At 68.1% G+C, this 20,219-nt stretch carries 20 protein-coding genes; 17 read left to right on the top strand and 3 right to left on the bottom strand.

Annotated elements, in window-relative coordinates; all coding sequences use genetic code 11:
- The first annotated feature begins 51 nt into the window (after window positions 1–51).
- A complete protein-coding gene (locus tag ACZ1DY_RS37620; RefSeq protein WP_465482485.1) occupies window positions 52–756 on the top strand; it encodes a lysozyme family protein in 705 nt (234 codons plus the stop codon).
- On the opposite strand, the gene ACZ1DY_RS37615 is transcribed toward ACZ1DY_RS37620, so the two are convergent.
- A complete protein-coding gene (locus tag ACZ1DY_RS37615) occupies window positions 729–1,649 on the bottom strand; it encodes an NAD(P)/FAD-dependent oxidoreductase (RefSeq protein ID WP_465482484.1) in 921 nt (306 codons plus the stop codon). The two genes, ACZ1DY_RS37620 and ACZ1DY_RS37615, sit on opposite strands and share 28 nt — an antisense overlap.
- A 54-nt stretch (window positions 1,650–1,703) precedes the next feature.
- On the opposite strand from ACZ1DY_RS37615, the gene ACZ1DY_RS37610 reads away from it, so the two are divergent.
- Entirely contained in the window at window positions 1,704–2,273 is a 570-nt protein-coding gene (locus tag ACZ1DY_RS37610; RefSeq protein ID WP_034305561.1) for a helix-turn-helix domain-containing protein, read from the top strand.
- Between the two features lie 30 nt (window positions 2,274–2,303).
- Here ACZ1DY_RS37610 and ACZ1DY_RS37605 read toward each other — a convergent pair whose 3' ends face one another.
- Window positions 2,304–2,717, bottom strand: coding sequence for a tetratricopeptide repeat protein (locus ACZ1DY_RS37605; protein ID WP_125674103.1), 414 nt, complete (start codon window positions 2,715–2,717; stop codon window positions 2,304–2,306).
- A gap of 72 nt (window positions 2,718–2,789) precedes the next feature.
- Here ACZ1DY_RS37605 and ACZ1DY_RS37600 point away from each other — a divergent pair, with 72 nt between their 5' ends.
- The 12 genes from ACZ1DY_RS37600 to ACZ1DY_RS37545 all read left to right on the top strand — a co-directional run bounded on the left by ACZ1DY_RS37600 (window position 2,790) and on the right by ACZ1DY_RS37545 (window position 15,770).
- The gene (locus tag ACZ1DY_RS37600; protein ID WP_126736447.1) at window positions 2,790–3,266 is read left to right on the top strand and encodes a VOC family protein; all 477 of its coding nucleotides are present in this window, start codon (window positions 2,790–2,792) and stop codon (window positions 3,264–3,266) included.
- Window positions 3,267–3,426: 160 nt separating this feature from the next.
- A complete protein-coding gene (eno, locus tag ACZ1DY_RS37595; protein ID WP_126736446.1) occupies window positions 3,427–4,713 on the top strand; it encodes a phosphopyruvate hydratase in 1,287 nt (428 codons plus the stop codon).
- 186 nt (window positions 4,714–4,899) lie between these two features.
- Window positions 4,900–5,262, top strand: coding sequence for an FtsB family cell division protein (locus tag ACZ1DY_RS37590; protein ID WP_091598626.1), 363 nt, complete (start codon window positions 4,900–4,902; stop codon window positions 5,260–5,262).
- A gap of 18 nt (window positions 5,263–5,280) precedes the next feature.
- A complete protein-coding gene (locus ACZ1DY_RS37585) occupies window positions 5,281–5,796 on the top strand; it encodes a DUF501 domain-containing protein (RefSeq protein ID WP_185927323.1) in 516 nt (171 codons plus the stop codon).
- Between the two features lie 185 nt (window positions 5,797–5,981).
- Window positions 5,982–7,139: a lytic transglycosylase domain-containing protein gene (locus tag ACZ1DY_RS37580; protein WP_465482483.1), complete on the top strand. Its 1,158-nt coding sequence runs from the start codon at window positions 5,982–5,984 to the stop codon at window positions 7,137–7,139.
- 22 nt (window positions 7,140–7,161) lie between these two features.
- Entirely contained in the window at window positions 7,162–8,115 is a 954-nt protein-coding gene (locus tag ACZ1DY_RS37575) for a Ppx/GppA phosphatase family protein (RefSeq protein ID WP_037342450.1), read from the top strand.
- Between the two features lie 257 nt (window positions 8,116–8,372).
- On the top strand, window positions 8,373–9,992 hold the full coding sequence (locus tag ACZ1DY_RS37570) for a peptide ABC transporter substrate-binding protein (protein WP_465482482.1): 1,620 nt from the start codon (window positions 8,373–8,375) through the stop codon (window positions 9,990–9,992).
- Window positions 9,993–10,108: 116 nt separating this feature from the next.
- Window positions 10,109–11,035 (top strand): ABC transporter permease, encoded by a 927-nt coding sequence (locus ACZ1DY_RS37565; protein WP_126736441.1) that lies wholly within the window; start codon window positions 10,109–10,111, stop codon window positions 11,033–11,035.
- Entirely contained in the window at window positions 11,028–11,981 is a 954-nt protein-coding gene (locus ACZ1DY_RS37560; RefSeq protein ID WP_192743503.1) for an ABC transporter permease, read from the top strand. Before ACZ1DY_RS37565 ends, ACZ1DY_RS37560 begins: the two co-directional genes overlap by 8 nt.
- A 6-nt stretch (window positions 11,982–11,987) precedes the next feature.
- Window positions 11,988–12,980, top strand: coding sequence for an ABC transporter ATP-binding protein (locus ACZ1DY_RS37555; RefSeq protein ID WP_257484351.1), 993 nt, complete (start codon window positions 11,988–11,990; stop codon window positions 12,978–12,980).
- The gene (locus tag ACZ1DY_RS37550) at window positions 12,973–13,971 is read left to right on the top strand and encodes an ABC transporter ATP-binding protein (RefSeq protein WP_257484352.1); all 999 of its coding nucleotides are present in this window, start codon (window positions 12,973–12,975) and stop codon (window positions 13,969–13,971) included. The genes ACZ1DY_RS37555 and ACZ1DY_RS37550 overlap by 8 nt, the downstream gene beginning before the upstream one ends.
- 98 nt (window positions 13,972–14,069) lie before the next feature.
- The gene (locus ACZ1DY_RS37545; protein WP_465485761.1) at window positions 14,070–15,770 is read left to right on the top strand and encodes a S8 family serine peptidase; all 1,701 of its coding nucleotides are present in this window, start codon (window positions 14,070–14,072) and stop codon (window positions 15,768–15,770) included.
- A 62-nt stretch (window positions 15,771–15,832) separates the two neighbouring features.
- Here ACZ1DY_RS37545 and ACZ1DY_RS37540 read toward each other — a convergent pair whose 3' ends face one another.
- Window positions 15,833–17,329: a S10 family peptidase gene (locus tag ACZ1DY_RS37540; RefSeq protein WP_192743499.1), complete on the bottom strand. Its 1,497-nt coding sequence runs from the start codon at window positions 17,327–17,329 to the stop codon at window positions 15,833–15,835.
- Between the two features lie 28 nt (window positions 17,330–17,357).
- On the opposite strand from ACZ1DY_RS37540, the gene ACZ1DY_RS37535 reads away from it, so the two are divergent.
- From ACZ1DY_RS37535 to ACZ1DY_RS37525, 3 genes are all read left to right on the top strand, one after another.
- Window positions 17,358–18,038 carry an endonuclease V gene (locus tag ACZ1DY_RS37535; protein ID WP_465482481.1) on the top strand — a complete coding sequence of 227 codons (681 nt, stop codon included), beginning with the start codon at window positions 17,358–17,360 and terminating at the stop codon, window positions 18,036–18,038.
- Entirely contained in the window at window positions 18,035–18,727 is a 693-nt protein-coding gene (locus ACZ1DY_RS37530) for a uracil-DNA glycosylase (protein WP_034305522.1), read from the top strand. Before ACZ1DY_RS37535 ends, ACZ1DY_RS37530 begins: the two co-directional genes overlap by 4 nt.
- 84 nt (window positions 18,728–18,811) lie before the next feature.
- Window positions 18,812–20,140, top strand: a complete 1,329-nt coding sequence (locus ACZ1DY_RS37525; protein ID WP_007028829.1) for an NAD(P)/FAD-dependent oxidoreductase — start codon at window positions 18,812–18,814, stop codon at window positions 20,138–20,140.
- Window positions 20,141–20,219: the final 79 nt, after the last annotated feature.

The raw sequence follows: 20,219 nt of genomic DNA, 5'->3' as shown, positions 1-20,219 counted from the left end.
CGTAAGCCGATTGGGGCATCGCCCGGAAGTGTGGCGAAGTAACCTGACCGGGTGGCCGAAACCGCCCAGAGCACCGAAGCCCCGGAGCATGCCGCCCGCCCTCTGCCGCCGTACGTGCCCAGGCTCGCTTTCGCGGGTGGGCTCGTGCTCACGGGCGTGGTGCTGATCATGACCGTCGGGGTGAACCGGCCAGGAGGCGAGGAGCCGCCTCCGCCGGCTCAGCCCCAGCCCGCGCTCACGGTTCCCGACCAGAAGCCCCAGCCGGGGGCGGCGACACCGCGTGCGGGGCTCGCCGCGCCGCCCGACCGGCCCACCGTTTCCGACGCGGCCGAACTGGAGACCTGGGCGAACCGGGTGGCGGCGAAGACGCGGCTTTCCGTCGCCGACCTGTCCGCCTACGGCCGGGCCGAGATGTGGCTCCGCCGGCAGAAGCCGGGCTGCCACCTCTCGTGGGCGACCCTCGCCGGGATCTCCCACGTCGAAACGGCGCAGGGCAGGCCCGGCCCGATCACGCTCCCGGCCGACGTCTGGGCCAAGCACTCAGCCCGCGCCAGGAGCGACGGCAAGCAACCGGATCCGAAGGACCTCGACGACGCCGCCTTCGTCACCGCCCGCTACCTGTGCGCCGCCGGTGACGACGTCGCCACCCCGGACGGCTGGTGGAAGGCGATGCGGGTGTTCAACCCGGCGGTGCCCTACGTCCAGGAGGTCTTCAGCGCGGCCGACACTTACGCGGACGCCAGCGTCGCTCCCTGATCTTCGAGCACCAGGTCGAAGTTGAGCGCCGACGCCATCCGGTAGGCGTCGCCCGCCGCGACGACCAGCTGCGCCATCGGATCGACGACGTTCCCCGCCGCCCAGACGCCGTCCACGTTCGTGCGGCCCTGCGCGTCCACCGCGATCGAGCCGCTTTCGGTGCGCGCGCAGCCGATCTGGGCGAGCAGCCGGTCGTGCGGGACGAACCTCGGGCCGACGAACACGACATCGCGTTCGACGAATTCCCCGTCGACGAGCCGGACGCCGGTCAGCCGGTCGTCTTCGACGGCGAGCTCGGACACCTTCCCGTCGACGATCCGGATGCCCAGCCCGGTCAGCTTCGCCCGGTCTTCGGCCGAGAGCTGCTGCGTATGCGTGAAGAAGGTCAGGTCCTTGCTCCACTGCCAGACGATCAGCGCCTGGTGGACCGACTTCTCCGAGGTGGCGAGCACGCCGAAACGCTGATCGCGCACCTCCCAGCCGTGGCAGTACGGGCAGTGCAGCACGTCGGCGCCGAACCGCTCCGCGACGCCGGGGACGTCCGGCAGTTCGTCGGCCAGCCCGGTGGTCACCACGATCCGGCGACCGCGGATGACCCGGCCGCTCGCCAGCTCCACCGCCTTGTCGTGGCGTAGCCGGTGGACGACGTCGTCGACGATCTCGACGCCGTAGGCACGGACCTCGTCACGGCCTATCTCCAGTAGTTCCTTGGGTGGAATGCCGTCCCTGGTCAGGAAGCCGTGCGCGTGCGCGGCGGGCGCGTTGCGCGGGGTGCCGCCGTCGATCACGACGACCCGGCGCCGTGCCCTGCCCAGTACCAAGGCCGCGCTGAGACCCGCGACGCCACCACCGATGATCACCACGTCGAATTCGTTGTTCATGGTGCCGAGCATCCGGATCTTCGCGCGGATGGGCAAAGTTCATTGCCGATTTGGCAAACTGGAAGCATGCAGGACATCGAACGGCGGCTCGCCGAGGTCGGCCCGAAGCTCAAGCAGCTCCGCAAGGAACGCGGCACCACCCTCTCCGCGCTCTCGGAGGCGACGGGGATCTCCGCCAGTACGCTCTCGCGGCTCGAATCGGGCACCCGGAAGGCCACGCTGGAGCTGTTGCTCACCTTGTCGGCGGCCCATCAGGTGCCGCTCGACGAACTGGTCGGCGAACCCGAACCCGCCGACCCGCGGGTCCGGATGAAACCGCAGAAATTCGGCAGGTTCACCGCCTGGGCGCTGACCGCGCAACCCGGTCAGCCGCAGGCGTTCAAACTGCTGATCCCGGTCGAGGACATCGAGCCCGTGCAGCGCACACACGAGGGCTACGAGTGGATGTACGTCCTCAGTGGACGGCTGCGGGCGCTGCTCGGCGACCGCGACTTCACGATGGGGCCCGGCGAGGCCGCGGAGTTCGACACGCGGGTGCCGCATTGGTTCGGCAGCGCGGGGCCGGGGCCGGTGGAGCTGCTGGTGCTGTTCGGCAAGCAGGGGGAGCGGGCCCACCTGCGGGCCAGGTCGAAGTGAGAGCAAAGGTCCCTTGCTCCCGCCGCCGGGTCAGTCGCGCAACGCGATCCGCGCGCTGACCTCGCTGATCGCTTCCAGATACTCCGGGATCGGGTGCATCGCCGACGCTATCCGCATCTGCGCGAGCGCCTCGGTCAACCGGCCGAGGCGCTGGAGGGTCCGCCCGAGCACGAACCGCGCGTAATGATCGGTGGGGTCCAGCTCCAGCACCCGGGTGAAGGCGCGTTCGGCCCGCCGCAACTGTGCGGAGTGGAAGTAGGCGCGACCCGCCAGCAACTGAACACTCGGTTTGTCGGTTTCGTCCTCCAGCAAGGGCTCGAGGGCCTTGAGGGCGTCGAGCGGCCTGCGGCTTTCGACCAGCGCTTCCGCCTGCCGGAAGGCGCGGAACCGGGACTCTCCGGACGAGTCCTCACCGGGTTCTGGGGCGGGTTCGGCATCCATCATGGTCCGCTCCACGATACCCCTGGGCAGGGTCGTTCACGAGGAGCTGAAACGGTCATGGTGGACTGTCCTGCCATGAGCAGTGCCGAAGAATGCGAGCCCGGCTACCTCGGTCTGGCGCCGTACCTCTACTACGTCGATGCCACCGAGGCGGTCGCGTGGCTGGTCAGAGTGTTCGGGTTCACCGAGGAAGTGCGCTTCGCCGACGCCTCCGGAGAGGTGTTCCAGGCCACTCTGTGCGCCGGCCCGGCCAAGATCCAGCTGGCCGGGGTCGGCCCCGAGTACTGGCAGGCGAAAGGCGTCGACGGCCCGGTCGGGCAGCTGAACATCGTGTACGTCCCCGACGTCGACGCGCAGTACGAGCGCGTCCGCGCCGCGCTCGGCGACGACGCCGACATCGACGCGCCCCAGGATCAGCCCTACGGCGCCCGCGTGTTCACCGTCTCCGACATCGGCGGCAACAGCTGGACCTTCTGGCAGCAGTTCTCCGACACCGTCGAGCTTCCGTCGGGCTGGAAGGAAGTCCGGGCGGACGAACCGGTCACGGAGTAGGTACTGCGGAGCGAAGCTCCTCCGTCGAGGGTGGCGGTGGGGAGGAAGGTCGGAAAGCCCGGTCGGCGGCTGCTGTGGCGCGTGCCTCCAACGGGTGAACTGCGGTGACGGCTAGGCTGGGCCCGGTCACCGCAGGCACAACCCACATGAGGAGCATGGCGTGGCGCTCATCGAGCAGGTAGGCGCTCGCGAGATTCTGGACTCGCGAGGCAACCCGACGGTCGAAGTGGAGGTGGCTCTCGACGACGGCACGCTGGCGCGGGCCGCGGTCCCCTCGGGTGCGTCCACCGGCGAACACGAAGCCGTCGAGCTGCGTGACGGCGACACCGGCCGGTACAACGGCAAGGGTGTCGAGCGCGCGGTCGCGGCCGTCCTGGACGAGATCGGCCCGGACCTGGTCGGCACCGACGCCGTCGACCAGCGCATCGTCGACCAGAAGCTGGTCGACCTCGACGGCACGCCGGCGAAGTCCCGCCTCGGCGCGAACGCCATCCTCGGTGTTTCGCTCGCCGTCGCGAAGGCCGCCGCGGAGTCGGCCGAGCTGGAGCTGTTCCGCTACCTCGGCGGGCCGAACGCGCACGTGCTGCCGGTGCCGATGCTGAACATCCTCAACGGTGGCGCGCACGCCGACACCGATGTCGACATCCAGGAATTCATGATCGCGCCGATCGGCGCCGAGTCGTTCCGCGAGGCCCTGCGCTGGGGCACCGAGGTCTACCACTCGCTGAAGTCGGTCCTGAAGGGCCGCGGCCTGGCCACCGGCCTCGGCGACGAAGGCGGCTTCGCGCCCAGCCTGAAGAACAACCGCGAGGCGCTCGACCTGATCCTTCAGGCGATCGAGAAGGCCGGATACGCCCCGGGCCGCGACGTCGCGCTCGCGCTCGACGTCGCCGCGACGGAGTTCTTCTCCGACGGCGCGTACACCTTCGAAGGCGCGAAGAAGAGCGCCGAGCAGATGTCGGCCTACTACGGCGAGCTCGTCCGCGACTACCCGCTCGTGTCCATCGAGGACCCGCTGAGCGAGGACGACTGGGACGGCTGGGTCCAGCTGACCACCGAGCTCGGCGAGAAGGTCCAGCTGGTCGGCGACGACCTGTTCGTCACCAACCCGGACCGCCTCGAAGAGGGCATCACCCGCCGCGCCGCCAACGCGCTGCTGGTGAAGGTCAACCAGATCGGCACCCTGTCGGAGACCCTCGACGCGATCTCGCTGGCCACCTCGTACGGCTACAAGTCGATGATGAGCCACCGGTCCGGCGAGACCGAGGACACCTTCATCGCCGACCTCGCCGTCGCGACCGGTGTCGGCCAGATCAAGACCGGCGCCCCGGCGCGCGGCGAGCGGATCGCCAAGTACAACCAGCTGCTCCGCATCGAGGAGACTCTCGCCGACGCGGCGCGCTACGCCGGCGACCTCGCGTTCCCGCGGTTCAGCACCGAGGGATAACGAACCATGGCGGACCGGGGGAGGGCGCGGACCCGTCGTAACGGGCGCGCGGACGGCGGCGGCTCCAGCAGGGGCCGCCGACCTGAGAGCGCCCGTCGCACGACGACGACGGAGGTCCGCGCCCGAACCCGGCTGCGCCGCAGCCTGGCGGCGAAACGGGCATCGGGCGCCGCGAAGGTGCTCGGCATGTCCACCACCCGCCGGGCCGCGGTGGTGGCGATCGTGGTGTGCGCGCTCGCGTTCACCATCGCCGTCCCGCTGCGCACGTACCTCAGCCAGAAGTCCGAGGTCACCGAGCAGCAGCAGCTGCAGTCCGAACTGCAGCGGAGCGTCACCCAGCTGGAAGGCCGCAAGGCCGAGCTGAGCGATCCGGCGCAGATCGAGGCGGAGGCGCGTAAGCGGTTCGGTTTCGTGAAGCCCGGCGAGACGCCGTACATCGTGCAGCTCCCCGAAGACAAGGCGCCCGAGCAGGGGCAGCCGCAAGGTCAGCAGCCGGTGCCCGCGGGCTCCTGGTACGAGAAGCTGTGGGATCAGGTCGCGGGCGGCTGAAGTGCGCCCTTTAGCCTTATGGGTGTGAACAGCACGGAAAAGTCTTCATACGAGCCTGTGACCGACGCCGACCGCGAGATCATCGCGGAACAGCTCGGCCGGGCCCCCCGTGCGCTGCGCGCCGTCGCCGCGCGCTGCCCGAGCGGCCACCCGTCGGTCGTGCAGACGAGCCCCCGTCTCGACGACGGCACGCCGTTCCCCACGCTCTACTACTTGACCTGCCCGAAGCTGACTTCCATGGTCGGCACGCTCGAGGCGTCCGGGCTGATGAAGGAGATGACCGACCGGCTCGCGGAGGACCCCGAGCTGGCGGCCGCCTACCAGCGGACCCACGAGAGCTACCTCGCCGAACGCGACGCCATCGACTCGCTCGGCCACGAGGTCAGCGCGGGCGGGATGCCCGGCCGCGTCAAATGCCTGCACGTCCACCTGGCGCACACGCTGGCCGTCGGCCCCGGCGTGAACCCGTTCGGGGACGAAACGCTCGCTTTGCTCAAAGAGAACGGCTGGCCGTCCGGCGACTGCCAGGGGTAACACCGGCCCGCGGTGTACAGATAGTTCCTCCAGGTGGGTTAATTCACCGGATGTCGACCAACTGGTCTTCCCCTATGGGGTGAAACCGGTCACCGCATGCGGCAGGCTGGGCACCAGGTGTGGGGGTGTCGGGGTGAGTGAGTACCGGGTCGCCGAGTCGTGATCCGCCGGGAGGGTTCTGAGTTATGCGCGTGAGGCACGTGCCAGGCGCGGTGACAGGTCATGTCAGGAGACTCTGTCTCCGGCACCGCACGATCGCCGCGGTGGCCGGAGGTGTCCTCGCCATCGTCCCGGCCTGTGCCGCGGTCGTCGGTACCGGCAGCTGGGCCGCGACGGCGAGCACGGTCCAGTCCGGCACCGTCGCCCTCGTCGGCGGCTACGACCCGAAGAACCCGCTCGTCCAGCAGATCGGCGTCGACGGCAGCCTGCCGAACGCGCCGACCCCGCTCCCGCTCCCCGCGGACGAACTCCCCGAGGGACCGCTCGGTATCCCGGTCACCGCGCTCGCCGCGTACCGCAACGCCGCCGACATCCTCATCGCCGAACAGCCCGGCTGCCACATCGACTGGGCTTTGATCGCGAGTATCGGCCGCATCGAGTCCAATCACGCACGCGGCGGTTACGTCGACGCGAAGGGCAACACCCTCGAACCGATCCTCGGCCCGCAGCTCAACGGCGCCGGGCCGTTCGCCGCCATCCCGGACACCGACGGCGGCAAATTCGACGGCGACACGGTGTGGGACCGCGCCGTCGGCCCGACGCAGTTCATCCCGTCGACGTGGAAGGGCTACGCCTCCGACGGCAACGGCGACGGCGAGTCCAACCCGAACAACATCTTCGACGCCGCGCTGGGCACGGGCCGGTACCTGTGCTCCGGCGGGCTCGACCTGTCCAAACCGGACCAGCTGCGCGCGGCCGTGTTCCGCTACAACAACTCGGACACCTACGTGAACACCGTGCTGATCTGGGCCGAGGCGTACCGCACCGGTGTGCTGCCGACGCCGGACAGCAAGGTGCCCATCGGCGCCCCGAACGCCGGTGCCGCTCCGCCGCCCGCGTCCGTACCGTCGCCTCCGGTGCCGTCGACGCCGCCCGGTTCGGTGACGCCGCCGCCGTCGTCGAGTTCGCTGTCGCCGAGCAATTCGGGCTCGTCCTCGTCGCCGACGACGAGCACGAAGCTGCCGGCCTGCCCGACGGTCACGGTGACGGAGACGCACCCGACTTCGAGCACGAGTCCGACCACCACGACCCCGGCTCCACCTTCGACCTGCTCGTCGCCGACGACGACCACGACGACCACGACGGTGACGTCATCGGACGCCAGCGGTACCAAGACGCCCTGATCGCATTGTCTAAGCTCGGGGCATGCCTCGTGTTGCCGCGATCGACTGTGGGACCAACTCCATCCGCCTGCTCGTCGCCGAGCTGACGCCCCGCCACGACGGGACGGTCGACCTGCGCGACCTGCACCGCGAGATGCGGATCGTCCGCCTCGGCCAGGGCGTGGACGCCACCGGCAAGCTGGCCCCCGAGGCGCTCGAGCGCACCCGCAAGGCGCTGGCCGACTACACGATCGCCGCGCGCCGCAAGGGCGTCGAAAAGGTCCGCATGGTCGCGACGTCCGCGACCCGCGACGCGAGCAACCGCGACGAGTTCTTCGCGATGACGCGCGAGGTGCTCGGCACCGAGGCCGAAGTCATCAGCGGGGACGAAGAGGCGCGCCTGTCCTTCACCGGCGCGGTCGGCGAGCAGGACCCCGACGACGGCCCCTTCGTGGTGGTCGACGTCGGCGGCGGCTCGACCGAGCTCGTGGTCGGCACCTGGGACGGCCGCCAGGCCGAGGTCATCGCGGCAAAGTCGGTCGACATCGGCTGCGTGCGCATCACCGAACGCGCGCTGAAGTCCGACCCGCCGACCGCGGCCGAAATCGCCGAAGCCCGTGAGCTGGCCGCCAAGGTCCTCACCGAGGCCTTCGACGTGGTGGACGTGTCCACCGCCAAGACGTGGATCGGCGTCGCCGGGACGGTCACGACCCTGACCGCCGTGGCGCAGGGCCTGTCGGAGTACGACTCCGAGCGCACCCACCTTTCGAAGCTCTCCCACGCCGACATCGACCGCGTCGCGCAGTCGCTCCTCACGGCCGACCACGCGACCCGCGCCGCGAACCCGGTGATCCACCCCGGCCGGGTCGACGTGATCGGTGGCGGCTCGGTGATCGTGCAGGTGCTGGCCGAGCAGTTCGCCACGCGCGGTGGTCCCGACGAACTGGTGATCTCCGAGCACGACATCCTCGACGGGATCGCGCTGTCGCTGGCCTGACAGTCGGGTTTTCTCTTACAGGAAGCCATTTCTTTAGGTGATCAAGCGGTGACCTCCAGTCCGGATTGGGCCGTTCGGCGCAGCGTGGTTCCTACCAACGTTGTGCTCTAACCGGGTGGTCCGGGAGACCGTCACACATTTGCAACACCAACGCACTGTGATCGGCTTCACCTGTCCCATAGCGTCGTCTCACCTTCTGGACGGTGGGGCGCGACCAGCGCTCGCCGGACTATCCGACGACGAGAGTTGGAGTGGACATGCGGGCTTCACGCGGGTTCTGGGGAGCGACGGCGGTGGTGGCCACGGCGGCCATGCTGCTGACGGCCTGTGGAGGTGGTGGCTCCAGCGAGAACAAGGGGTCCGGCGCCGTCGACGCCAACGCGTCGGTTTCGGTCTACGGCACCGAGCCGGAGAACTCGCTGATTCCCGCCAACACCAACGAGCTCGGTGGGTCCAAGGCCCTCAAGCCGGTCTTCTCGGCGCTCGTCGGCTACAAGTCCGACACCGCCGAGCCGTACAACCTGATGGCCGAATCGATCACCACGACCGATTCCAAGGTCTTCGACATCAAGATCAAGAAGGGCTGGAAGTTCCACGACGGGACCGAGGTCAAGGCCAAGAACTTCGTCGACGCCTGGAACTACAGCGCGAACGGCAAGAACGGCATGCAGAACGCGTCGTTCTTCGAGCAGATCCAGGGCTACGACGAGATCAGCGCCAAGGAACCGGCCGTCCAGACGATGTCCGGGCTCAAGGTCGTGAACGACTACGAGTTCCAGGCCACCCTCAAGGGGCCGTTCTCCGTGTTCGCCACCAAGATCGGCTACCTCGCCTTCGCGCCGCTGCCGGACAAGTTCTTCGCCGATCCGGAGGCGTTCGCCAAGGCCCCCATCGGGAACGGACCGCTGAAGTTCGTTTCGCGCACGCCGAACCAGAACATGAAGCTCACGCGGTTCGACGAATACCAGGGTGAGGACAAGGTCAAGTTCAAGGACCTGGAAGTCCGCATCTACACCAGCCAGGAGACCGCGTACCAGGACCTGCTGAGCAACCGCCTCGACTTCATGGAGGCGCTCCCGCCCGCGGCGAAGGCCGGTGGCAAGTACAAGACCGACCTCGGTGAGCGTCTGGTCGAAGGGAAGCTGCTCGGCATCAGCGCGCTGGCCCTCCCGTACTACGTCCCGGGTTACAACAACCTCGACCTGCGCAAGGCGATCTCGCTGGCCATCGACCGCGAGCAGATCGTCAAGACCGTCATGAACGACACCTACGCGCCCGCCGACGGCTACGTGTCGCGCGGTATCGAGGGCTACCGGCCCGGTGTCTGCGGCGAGTTCTGCAAGTTCGATCCGGTGAAGGCCAAGGAGTACTTCGCGAAGTCCGGTTTCACCGGCAAGCTGACCATCGCGTCGAACGCCGACGGTGGCCGCAAGGAGCCGCTGGTCGCGGCGTGCAACAGCATCAAGAACGCGCTCGGCGTCGAATGCGACTTCGTGCCGGCGACCGACTTCGGGCAGTGGCGCAGCATCGTCAACAACCGCCAGCTGACCGGCATGGGCCGCTCCGACTGGTCCGCCGACTACCCGTCGATCGAGAACTACCTGAACCCGCGCTACAAGAGCACCGGTTCGTCGAACGACTCCACGTACAACAACCCGGCCGTCGACGCGCTGCTGACCCAGGCGGACCAGACCGCCGACAAGGCGGCCGCGATCAAGCTGTACCAGCAGGCCGAGGACCTGATCGCGAAGGATCTGCCCCAGATCCCCGTGTGGGAAGAGAAGGGTGTCGGCGGCAAGTCGAACCGGCTCAAGGTCGCGAAGCTCGACTTCGGTCGTCTCGCGGACTACTCGTCCATCGAGGTCGCGGCGAAGTAACGCACTTCGCAGGCTCCGTGCGGTCGTGAGTGGCGTTTCGGGTTAGAACCCGAAACGCCACTCACGACCCGCTGGACCGAAGGCTCCCACCACGCGATCTTCAGGACGGCACGCCCATGCCCCAGTACATCCTCCGACGACTACTTCAACTCATCCCGGTCTTCTTCGGCACGACGTTCCTCATCTACGCCCTCGTGTGGGCGGTGCCCGGCGACCCGTTCGCCGGCAAATGCGGTCAGGTCGCCTGCCCGCCCGCCTACATCGAGATGATGACCGCGAAGTTCAATCTCGACGATTCGATCTTCGTCCAGTACTTCAAATACCTCGGCAACCTGTTCACCGGCGACTGGGGCGAGACCTTCAACGGCGTCTCGGTCGGCGAACTGATCGGGAACGCCTATCCGGTGACGGTCCGGCTCGCCCTCATCGCGGTGGCCATCGAAGCGATCATCGGCCTGTCCGCGGGCATCCTGACCGGCCTGCGCGGCAAGGGTTTCCTCGACAACCTCGTGCTGATGTCCACCACGTTCCTGATCTCGATCCCGGTGTTCGTCACCGCGATCGTGCTCCAGATCGTGCTCGGTTCGGAACTGGGCATCATCGACGCGAGCGTGTCCGAGGACGCCACGATCGGCGAGCTGATCGTGCCGGGCATCGCGCTCGGCAGCCTCTCCATGGCCTACATAGCCCGGCTGACCAGAACGAGCATCGCCGAGAACCGGCACGCCGACTACGTCCGCACCGCCGTCGCGAAGGGGCAGCCGCGCAGCCGCGTCGTCGGCGTGCACCTGCTGCGGAACTCGGTGATCCCGGTGCTGACCTTCATCGGTACCGACATCGGCGCGCTCATGGGCGGGGCCATCGTCACCGAAGGCGTGTTCAACATCAACGGCATCGGCGGGCTCATCTTCCGCGGTATCCAGAACCGGGAGGGCGCCACCGTCACCGGCGTCGTCGTCCTGCTGGTGGTGGTCTACCTGCTGGTGAGTCTCATCGTCGACCTGCTCTACGCCGTTCTCGACCCGAGGATCCGTTATGACTGACCCCAACGTGGCCGGCGGAGTGTCCTCTGTGGACGTCGCCGGCGCCGGTGTCGCCGACGATTCCGCGGAGGCGCACAAACCGCGCAGCCTCGGCGGCGACGCCTGGCGGATGTTGCGCAAACGGCCGTCGTTCATCATCTCCGCCGTCATCATCACGCTCGTCGTGCTCATCGCGATCGCGCCCGACCTGTTCAGCTCCCGGCCCGCCGGGTTCAGCGATCTGCTCCACGCCAACGAAGGACCGTCCGCGGACGCCTGGTTCGGTTACGACAACCAGGGTTACGACGTCTACGCGCGGACGATCCACGGCGCGCGGGCGTCACTGCTGGTCGGTGTCTTCGCGACGGTGCTGACGATCCTGATCGGCTCGGTGGTGGGGATCATCGCCGGGTACTACGGCCGTCTCGTCGACAGCCTGTTCTCGCGGGTGGGCGACATCTTCGCGGCGCTGCCGTTCGTGCTCGGCGCGATCGTCATCCTGACCACGTTCAACGCGCCCGGCTCGAACCCCGGGGTGGTCACGATCATCGTGCAGGTGGTCGTGTCGATCGCCGCGCTGAGCTGGCCGGTGGCGATGCGCATCATGCGGTCGGCGACGCTGGTGGCCAAACAGCTCGACTACGTCAAGGCCGCGCGCGGTCTCGGCGCGAGCACGCCGCGCATCGTGTTCCGGCATCTGCTGCCGAACACGGTCGCGCCGGTGCTGGTCTACGGGACCATCGCGCTCGGCGCGTTCATCGGCGCGGAAGCGACGCTGGCGTATCTCGGGGTCGGCGTGCGGCCGCCGGTCGTCTCCTGGGGCGTGATGATCAGCGACGCGCGGGACTACTTCCGGGTGAATCCGCACATGTTGTTGTTCCCCGCGGGGTTCGTGACCATCACCGTGCTCGCGTTCGTCATGCTCGGTGACGGCATCCGCGACGCGCTCGACCCGAAGGCCCGGTGATCGTCCGTGACCGACGAACTGCTGCTGGAGGTGGAAGACCTCCATGTCGAATTCCGCACGTCCGACGGCGTCGCGACCGTGCTCAACGGCGTCGACTACTCCGTGCACGCGGGGGAAACCCTTGCCGTGCTGGGAGAATCAGGCTCCGGTAAGAGCGTGACCGCGCAGACGGTGATGGGCATCCTCGACAGCCCGCCCGCCGTCGTCACCGGCGGCGCGGTCCGTTACCGCGGCGAGGATCTGCTCACCGCCACCGAAGAGCGGCGGCGTGAGGTGCGGGGCGGGGAGATCGCGATGATCTTCCAGGACGCGCTCTCGGCGCTGAATCCCGTGTTCACCGTGGGATTCCAGATCGAGGAACAGCTGCGGGTCCGGCTCGGCATGTCCAAAAAGGACGCGAGGAAACGGGCGATCGAACTGCTCGACACCGTGCGCATCCCCGCCGCCGCCCGCCGGGTCCGCGAGTACCCGCACCAGTTCTCCGGCGGGATGCGGCAGCGCGCGATGATCGCCATGTCGCTCGCGCTCGACCCGGATCTGCTGATCGCGGACGAGCCGACGACCGCGCTCGACGTCACCGTGCAGGCCCAGATCATGGACCTGCTGGCGGAGATCCAGGCCGAACGGCGGATGGGGCTGATCCTGATCACCCACGACCTGGCGGTGGTCGCCGAGGTCGCCGACCGGATCGCCGTGATGTACGCGGGCCGGATCGTCGAACAGGCCGACGTCACCGAGCTGTTCCGTTCGCCGGGGCATCCCTACACCGAGGCGCTGATGGCCTCCTTGCCGCGGCTCGACCTCAAAGGACAGACGCTGGAGACCATCAAGGGCCTGCCGCCGAGCCTGCTGAACATCCCGCCCGGCTGCCCGTTCCATCCGCGCTGCCCGCGGGCGGAAAGCCGCTGCGAGACCGAACGGCCCGCCCTGCACAACCTCGGCTTCGGCCGGGTCAGCGCCTGCCACTTCGCCGACGAGGTGGTGAGCGACCGTGTCTGAGCCCATTCTGCGCGTCGAAAACCTGGTGAAGTACTTCCCGGTGCGGGCCGGGATCCTCTTCAAGCGCACCATCGGGCAGGTGAAGGCCGTCGACGGTGTCTCCTTCGATCTCATGCCGGGCGAAACGCTCGGTGTGGTGGGGGAATCCGGGTGCGGAAAGTCCACTTTGGCCCAGGTGCTGATGCGGCTGGAAGAACCCACCGGCGGGCTCGCGACCTTCGAGGGTCGCGACATCTTCGCGTTGCGGGGAGCCGAACTGAGGAAGCTGCGGCGCGAGATCCAGATCGTGCTGCAGGATCCGTACACCTCGTTGAACCCGAGGATGACGGTCGGCGACATCATCGGCGAACCCTTCGAGATTCACACCGAGGTGGCGCCGAAGGGATCGCGGGCGGCGAAGGTGCGGGAGCTGCTCGACGTCGTCGGGCTGAATCCCGAGCACATCAACCGCTATCCGCACCAGTTCTCCGGCGGGCAGCGTCAGCGCATCGGGATCGCGCGGGCGCTGGCGTTGCGGCCGAAGGTGATCATCTGCGACGAGCCGGTTTCCGCGCTCGACGTTTCGATCCAGGCGCAGGTGATGAACCTGCTCGGTGATCTGCAGAAGGAATTCGGCCTTTCCTATGTGTTCATCGCACACGATCTGTCGGTTGTCCGTCACCTTTCCACGCGGGTAGCGGTGATGTATCTCGGCAAGATCGTGGAAATGGGGACCGAAGAAGAGATCTACGAACATCCGTCGCATCCCTATACGCAGGCGCTGCTGTCCGCGGTGCCGGTCGCGGATCCGGCGTTGCGCGGGCAGCGGCAGGTGATCCGCCTGGAAGGCGACGTGCCGAGCCCGCTGGATCCGCCGTCCGGCTGCCGGTTCCGCACGCGGTGCTGGAAGGCGCAGGACATTTGCGCGGAGCAGGAACCCGAATTGATCACCCGGTCCGGCGGGCATTTGTCCGCCTGTCATTTCGCGGAGGAGAAAACCGTCGTCCCCTGACTTTCGTAGGGACTTCGTTGCTACGCAGGGATCGCTGACGTAGTTTGCCCGAATAGTTTTCCTTCAGGAGGCAGGAAGTGAAGAAGTCCAGATCTCTCGTGATCGCGCTCGCGGTACCGCTGTTCGGCGCGATCGTGGCCGCGCCGACGGCTTCCGCGCAGCCGCAGCTCTCCGGGGCGGCGACCGAGTTCTCGGTGCTGGCTCGGGACGGCCAGAGCGTCGCTTCGGTGGAAAGGGCGGTCCGCGCCGCCGGGGGCACCGTCGTGACGAGCAACGCCGCGGTCGGCCTGGTCACCGCGACCGCGCCCGCCAACGGTTTCGCCGAGCGCGTCTCCGCGGACCGGGCGGTCTTCGGTGCCGCCAAAGCGAAGGCGATCGGCACCGCGCCGAAGCAGGGCAAGGCGAAGGACAAGCAGGGAGGTGTCGAGAAGGAGGGCCGCGGCGCCGCTTCGGCCAAGAAACCGGTGCAGGCGAACGCCGTCGGCATGGACCCGCTCGACGATCAGCTCTGGGGCCTCAAGTCCGTCCGGTCGGACCTTTCGCGTACCAAGCAGCCGGGTGACAAGCGGGTGAAGGTCGGCGTCATCGACACCGGTGTCGACGGCAGCCACCCGGACATCGCGCCGAACTTCGACCGCGCGGCGTCGCGGAACTTCACCAAGGACATCGTCACCGACGTGAACGGCGCCGTCGTCGACGGGCCGTGTGAGTTCCGTGGCTGTGTCGACCCTGCGGACCACGACGACAACGGGCACGGCACGCACGTCGCCGGCACCATCGGCGCGGCCGCGAACGGTTTCGGTGTCTCGGGGGTCGCCCCGAACGTGACGCTGGTGAACCTCCGCGCCGGGCAGGACTCGGGCTCGTTCTTCCTGCAGCCGACCGTGGACGCGATCACCTACGCCGGCGACGCCGGTGTGGACGTCGTGAACATGAGCTTCTTCACGGATCCCTGGCTGTACAACTGCACCGCGAACCCCGCGGACTCGGCCGAGCAGCAGGCCGAGCAGCGCACCATCATCGAGGCGACGACCCGTGCGCTGAACTACGCGCACCGCAAGGGCGTCACCCAGGTCGTCTCGCTGGGCAACCAGCACAGCGACCTCGGCGCCCCGCAGCCCGACGCGTCGAGCCCCAACTACCCTTCGAACAGCACGCACCCGCGGCAGATCGACAACGCGAGCTGCCTCTCGCTGCCCGTCGAGGGCCCGCACACGATCGGTGTCTCGTCCTTCGGGCCGTCGCAGGCGAAGGCGGACTACTCGAACTACGGCGTCGAGCAGATCTCGGTGTCCGCGCCCGGCGGATACTTCCGTGATTACTTCGGCACCCCGTGGCACCGCACGAACGAGAACATGATCCTTTCGACGTACCCGCGCAACGTCGGTGTCGCGGAGGGCATGATCGACGCGGACGGGAACCTCACGCCCGACGGTGTCGCCGCCGGTATCCAGAAGGCGACCGCCGCCGACGGCCGCGTCGGCTACTACCAGTGGCTGCAGGGCACGTCGATGGCGTCGCCGCACGCTTCGGGTGTCGCCGCGCTGATCGTTTCGCAGTACGGCAAGGGTTCGCGCGACTTCGGGATGAACCCGGACGCGGTGCAGCGGGTGCTCGAAGGCACGGCTTCCGACATCGCCTGCCCGGTGCCGCGGACCGTCGACTACCTGGACGAAGGCCGGGACGCGTCGTTCACCGCGACCTGCACCGGTGACGCTTCGTTCAACGGCTTCTACGGCCACGGTGGCGTCGACGCCTGGTCGGCCGTCACTCGCGGGGCGCAGTACCTGCGAGGCTGATCTTTGTGGCTCGTGAGTGGTAAGGACGGTTCTAACCGTCCTTACCACTCACGAGTCTCCGGCTACTTCCCGGAAGCGGTCTTGATGAACTTCGCCAGGTCCTTCGCCTGCCGCACCCGCGACTCCTCGTGCACGTACATCATGTGCCCGGCCGGGTAGTACGCCGTGTCGATGTTCTCCCGCAGCTCCTCGGGAATCTGCAGGCGTGCCAGCACATGCTCCGAAGCGAAGTACGGCGTCGCGCCGTCGTAGTGGCCGAAGGCGACGTGCACCCGAAGGTGCGGGTTCGCCCGCATGGCCGACGCGAGCGAGTCCACAGAGGACACCGAGCGGCCCTCGAAGTCCGAGTACGACCAGGCCTTGAAGACGTCGGTCGACAGGACCTCGTACGGCAGGTCGTTCTCGTAGCCGAGTTCGGCCCGCACGTAGTGGTTGAGCCCGCCCGTGTAGGCGCCGATGATCCGCGAGATCGACGGGTCGTCGCTCATGTGCTCGCGTCCGCCGTCGGGTTCCCAGGTGGTGAACCGGCCGTCCATCCGGCCGACGACGAGACCCTTGTCCCGCAACAGCTCGGTAAAGTACCGCACGTGCTCGATCCGCAGGTTGACCCTGTCCACATAGGACTCGCTCAGGCCGGTCAGGGAAGCGAGCGTCGCCACCGCTTCGGCACGGTCCTGTGTGGACAGACGCGCGCCGCGCGCCAGAGCCCAGGGGAGTTCCTTGGCCGCGAAGTCCTCGGCGTCGGCGAGGACGTCGTCGAGCGGGCGGTCGCCGTGAAGGCCGTGGTAGTGCGCGATCGCCGCGTACGTCGGCACGTAGAGCGAGTACGGCAGGTCGTTGCCCTCGGTGAACCGCAGCGTGCCCAGGTCCAGCACGGACGAGATCAACAGCAGCCCGTTCAGGTACATGCCGTGGCGTTCCTGGAGATGCGACGCCAGCCCGGCCGCGCGGAGCGTGCCGTACGACTCGCCTGCGAGGAACTTCGGCGACAGCCAGCGCTGTTTGCGCGAGACCCACAGCCGGATGACCTCGCCGATGGACTCGATGTCGGCGGTGTACCCGTGGTACTCCTTGGCTGCCTCGCCGTCCACGGCGCGTGAATAGCCGGTCGACACCGGGTCGATGAACACCAGGTCGCTGTGCGCCAGCAGGGTTTCCTGGTTGTCGGTCAGCCCGTAGGGCGGCGCGACCGGGTCGTCGACATCGCCCGAAAGCACCCGGCGCGGGCCGAGCAGCCCCATGTGCAGCCAGACGCTCGCCGAGCCGGGCCCGCCGTTGAACGCGAACGTGACCGGGCGCGAGCCGGGCTCCGCGTCGTCGAGCGTGTAGGAGGTCACGAACACCTCGGCCTTGGCCTTGTAGCCCTCGGACTTGCCGTCGGTGATGACCTCCTTCCGCAGCACGATCCGCCCGGTCTGGGCGGTGTAGGCGAGCTTCTTGCGCTTGAGGGTCAGCGTGTGCTTCGTGGTGACCAGGTCGTCGGTCGGCTCGACCTTGGTTTCCACCGACGGGGTGTCCTTCTCGTCGGCGGCCTTCTCATCGGGATTGGTGTCCGGCATGCCTCCAACTTACTGGCAGTCTGTAGGTGTGGACATCGTCACGGCGCATGATCGCCCGAGCACGCCCCAGGAGGCGATCGGGATCCAGGAAACCCTGCGTGGCCTGGTCGAACTCGAAGATCGCTGTCCACAAGAGATCGTCACGGTCACCGGGCTGGACGTCGCCTACGACGAGGAAAGCGGCCTCATCGCGGCCGCCGCGGTCACCCTCGAAGCCGACGGATTCCGCGTCGTGGAAAAGCGGTCCGTCGTTTCCCGTATCTCGTTCCCGTACGAACCGGGCCTTTTCGCGTTCCGCGAGCTGCCGCCGCTGCTCGACGCCCTCCGCGCGCTCGACCACGTCCCCGATCTGCTGGTCTGTGACGGCCATGGCCTGGCGCATCCGCGCCGGTTCGGGCTCGCTTGCCACGTCGGCGTCGTGACCGGTCTGCCGTCCGTCGGCGTCGGCAAGACCCGGTTCGTCGGCGAACACGACGAGCCGGGCCTCGAACGCGGCTCGCGGGCGCCCCTGCTGGACGACGGCGAGGTCGTCGGCGCGGTCCTGCGCACCCAAGACGGGGTGAAGCCCGTTTACGTCTCCGTCGGCCACAAGATCTCGCTGGACAACGCGTGCCGCCAGGTGCTGCGGCTGTGTCCCGCGTTCCGTCAGCCGGAGACCACCCGGCAAGCCGACCGTCTCGCCCGCGACGCGCTGAAAGAGGCGTTATGAGGTTCCGCTCGCTCGCCGAACTCGACGCCGAGGTCGTCGGCTGCCGCGCCTGCCCGCGGCTGGTCGCGTGGCGCGAGGAGATCGCCGTGGTCAAACGCGCGGCCTTCGCCGGCGAGACCTACTGGGCCCGGCCGGTGCCCGGCTTCGGCCCGCCGGACGCGTCGCTGGCGATCGTGGGTCTGGCCCCTTCGGCACATGGCGCGAACCGGACCGGCCGTCTGTTCACCGGTGACCCGTCCGGTGACGTCCTCTTCAAGGCGCTTCATCGGGTCGGAGTCGCGTCGCAGCCGACGTCGACCCATATCGGTGACGGCCTCGAGCTCCGCGGGACCCGGATGGTCTCCCCGGTGAGATGCGCGCCACCCGCCAACAAGCCCACACCTGAGGAACGGGAAACCTGCCGATCGTGGCTCGCGGCGGAGCTCGAGTTGCTGAAACCGACGCTGAAGGCCGTCGTGGTGCTCGGCGCGTTCGGCTGGCAGGCGCTGCTGCCGGTGCTCGCGGAGGCGGGCTGGCCGGTGCCCGCGCCACGCCCGAAGTTCGGCCACGGAGCCGAACTGGAACTCGGCGACCTGCGCCTTTTCGGCTGTTATCACGTGTCGCAGCGCAATGTCCAGACCGGCCGCCTGACCCTTGACATGGTGTGCGACGTCCTCGCCTCCGCGACCTCGGCGGCCGGCCTGAACTGAATCGTTGCGGAAGGCGTGGCGACGCTGGTCACAGCCGGATGGGGTCTCCGAGCGATCTCAGCAGATGGGTGCGACTATAGAAATATGGCTGGTGTTAAGTCGGAACCGACACGGATCCTCGTCCTTGGTGGTGGGTACGTCGGGCTCTACACGGCGTACGGGCTCCAGAAGATGCTCCGGGCCAACGAAGCGTCCGTGACGGTCGTTGATCCGCAGCCGCACATGACCTATGCCCCCTTCCTGCCCGAGGCGGCGGCCGGTGCGATCGAACCGCGGCACGTGGTCGTGCCGCTGAGGCGCGTGCTCAAGCGCTGCCACGTGCTCACCGCGCGCGTGACGAAGATCGAGCACGAGCGCAAGGCCGTGACGGTCGAGGCCGCCGACGGGCACGTCGAGCAGTTGAACTACGACGTCCTCGTGGTCGCTCTCGGTGCCGTCGCGCGCATCCTGCCGATCCCGGGCCTGGTCGAGGAGGGCATCGCCTTCAAGACCATCGGCGAGGCGATCTACCTGCGCAACCACGTCATGACGAAGCTGGACGAGGCCGCCAGTACGCTCGATCCCGAGCAGCGCAAGCGCCTGCTGACGTTCACCGTCGTCGGCGGCGGGTTCGCCGGTATCGAGGCGCTCGCCGAACTCGAGGACATGACCCGGTTCGCGGTGGAGAACTACTACCCGAACCTCAAGGTCGAGGACATCCGCTGGGTGCTCGTCGAGGCGGCGGGCCGGATCCTTCCCGAGGTGCGCGAGACGCTCGGTGTGTACACCGTCGAGCAGCTCGAAAAGCGCGGCATTGAAGTCTATTTGTCGACAGCGGCGAAGTCGTTCGAGAACGGTCACGTCGTGCTTTCGGACGGCACCGAATTCGACACCGACACGATCATCTGGACCGCCGGGGTGAAGGCGAACCCGGTGCTCGCCAGCTCGGACCTGCCGCTCGACAAGCGCGGCCGCGTCGAGGCCACCGCCGCGATGCAGGTCGTCGGGCACCCCGACGTCTGGACCGCCGGTGACAACGCCGCCGTGCCGGACCTCTCGCGCACCGAGCAGGACCCGACCGCGACCTGCCCGCCGAACGCGCAGCACGCCGTCCGTCAGGCGCGTCTGCTGGCGAAGAACATCATCAAGGTGATCCGCGGCGGCAAGCCGAAGGACTACTACCACAAGAACCTGGGTGCGGTGGCCAGCCTCGGCCTGCACAAGGGTGTCGCCGACGCGCTGAACCTGAAGATCAAGGGCTTCCCGGCCTGGCTCTTCCACCGCGCGTACCACCTCAAGGCGATGCCGACGTGGAACCGCAAGATCCGCATCCTGTTCGACTGGATGCTCGGTGGCCTGTTCCGGCGCGAGGTCATCTCGCTCGGCCAGATCAACAACCCGCGCGAGGAATTCGACCGGCTGTCGAAGTCCTGAGTTCGTGATGCCGTGAAGGCCTCCTTCCCTGCCTTGAGCGTTGGGAAGGAGGCCTTCACCGCGTTAAGCCGTCGGCTCG

The organism is Amycolatopsis sp. PSD-21, assembly GCF_055561455.1.
This window is presented reverse-complemented; position numbering and strand designations above follow the sequence as displayed.

Bases quoted from the DNA above. Each gene is read 5' to 3' on its own strand.
- ACZ1DY_RS37560 (WP_192743503.1), top strand. From the start codon at position 11,028: ATGACTGACCCCAACGTGGCCGGCGGAGTGTCCTCTGTGGACGTCGCC.
- ACZ1DY_RS37565 (WP_126736441.1), top strand. From the start codon at position 10,109: ATGCCCCAGTACATCCTCCGACGACTACTTCAACTCATCCCGGTCTTC.
- ACZ1DY_RS37540 (WP_192743499.1), bottom strand. From the start codon at position 17,329: ATGCCGGACACCAATCCCGATGAGAAGGCCGCCGACGAGAAGGACACC.
- ACZ1DY_RS37600 (WP_126736447.1), top strand. From the start codon at position 2,790: ATGAGCAGTGCCGAAGAATGCGAGCCCGGCTACCTCGGTCTGGCGCCG.
- ACZ1DY_RS37580 (WP_465482483.1), top strand. From the start codon at position 5,982: ATGCGCGTGAGGCACGTGCCAGGCGCGGTGACAGGTCATGTCAGGAGA.
- ACZ1DY_RS37605 (WP_125674103.1), bottom strand. From the start codon at position 2,717: ATGATGGATGCCGAACCCGCCCCAGAACCCGGTGAGGACTCGTCCGGA.
- ACZ1DY_RS37615 (WP_465482484.1), bottom strand. From the start codon at position 1,649: ATGCTCGGCACCATGAACAACGAATTCGACGTGGTGATCATCGGTGGT.
- ACZ1DY_RS37610 (WP_034305561.1), top strand. From the start codon at position 1,704: ATGCAGGACATCGAACGGCGGCTCGCCGAGGTCGGCCCGAAGCTCAAG.
- ACZ1DY_RS37590 (WP_091598626.1), top strand. From the start codon at position 4,900: ATGTCCACCACCCGCCGGGCCGCGGTGGTGGCGATCGTGGTGTGCGCG.
- ACZ1DY_RS37525 (WP_007028829.1), top strand. From the start codon at position 18,812: ATGGCTGGTGTTAAGTCGGAACCGACACGGATCCTCGTCCTTGGTGGT.
- ACZ1DY_RS37530 (WP_034305522.1), top strand. From the start codon at position 18,035: ATGAGGTTCCGCTCGCTCGCCGAACTCGACGCCGAGGTCGTCGGCTGC.
- ACZ1DY_RS37575 (WP_037342450.1), top strand. From the start codon at position 7,162: ATGCCTCGTGTTGCCGCGATCGACTGTGGGACCAACTCCATCCGCCTG.
- ACZ1DY_RS37585 (WP_185927323.1), top strand. From the start codon at position 5,281: ATGGGTGTGAACAGCACGGAAAAGTCTTCATACGAGCCTGTGACCGAC.
- ACZ1DY_RS37570 (WP_465482482.1), top strand. From the start codon at position 8,373: ATGCGGGCTTCACGCGGGTTCTGGGGAGCGACGGCGGTGGTGGCCACG.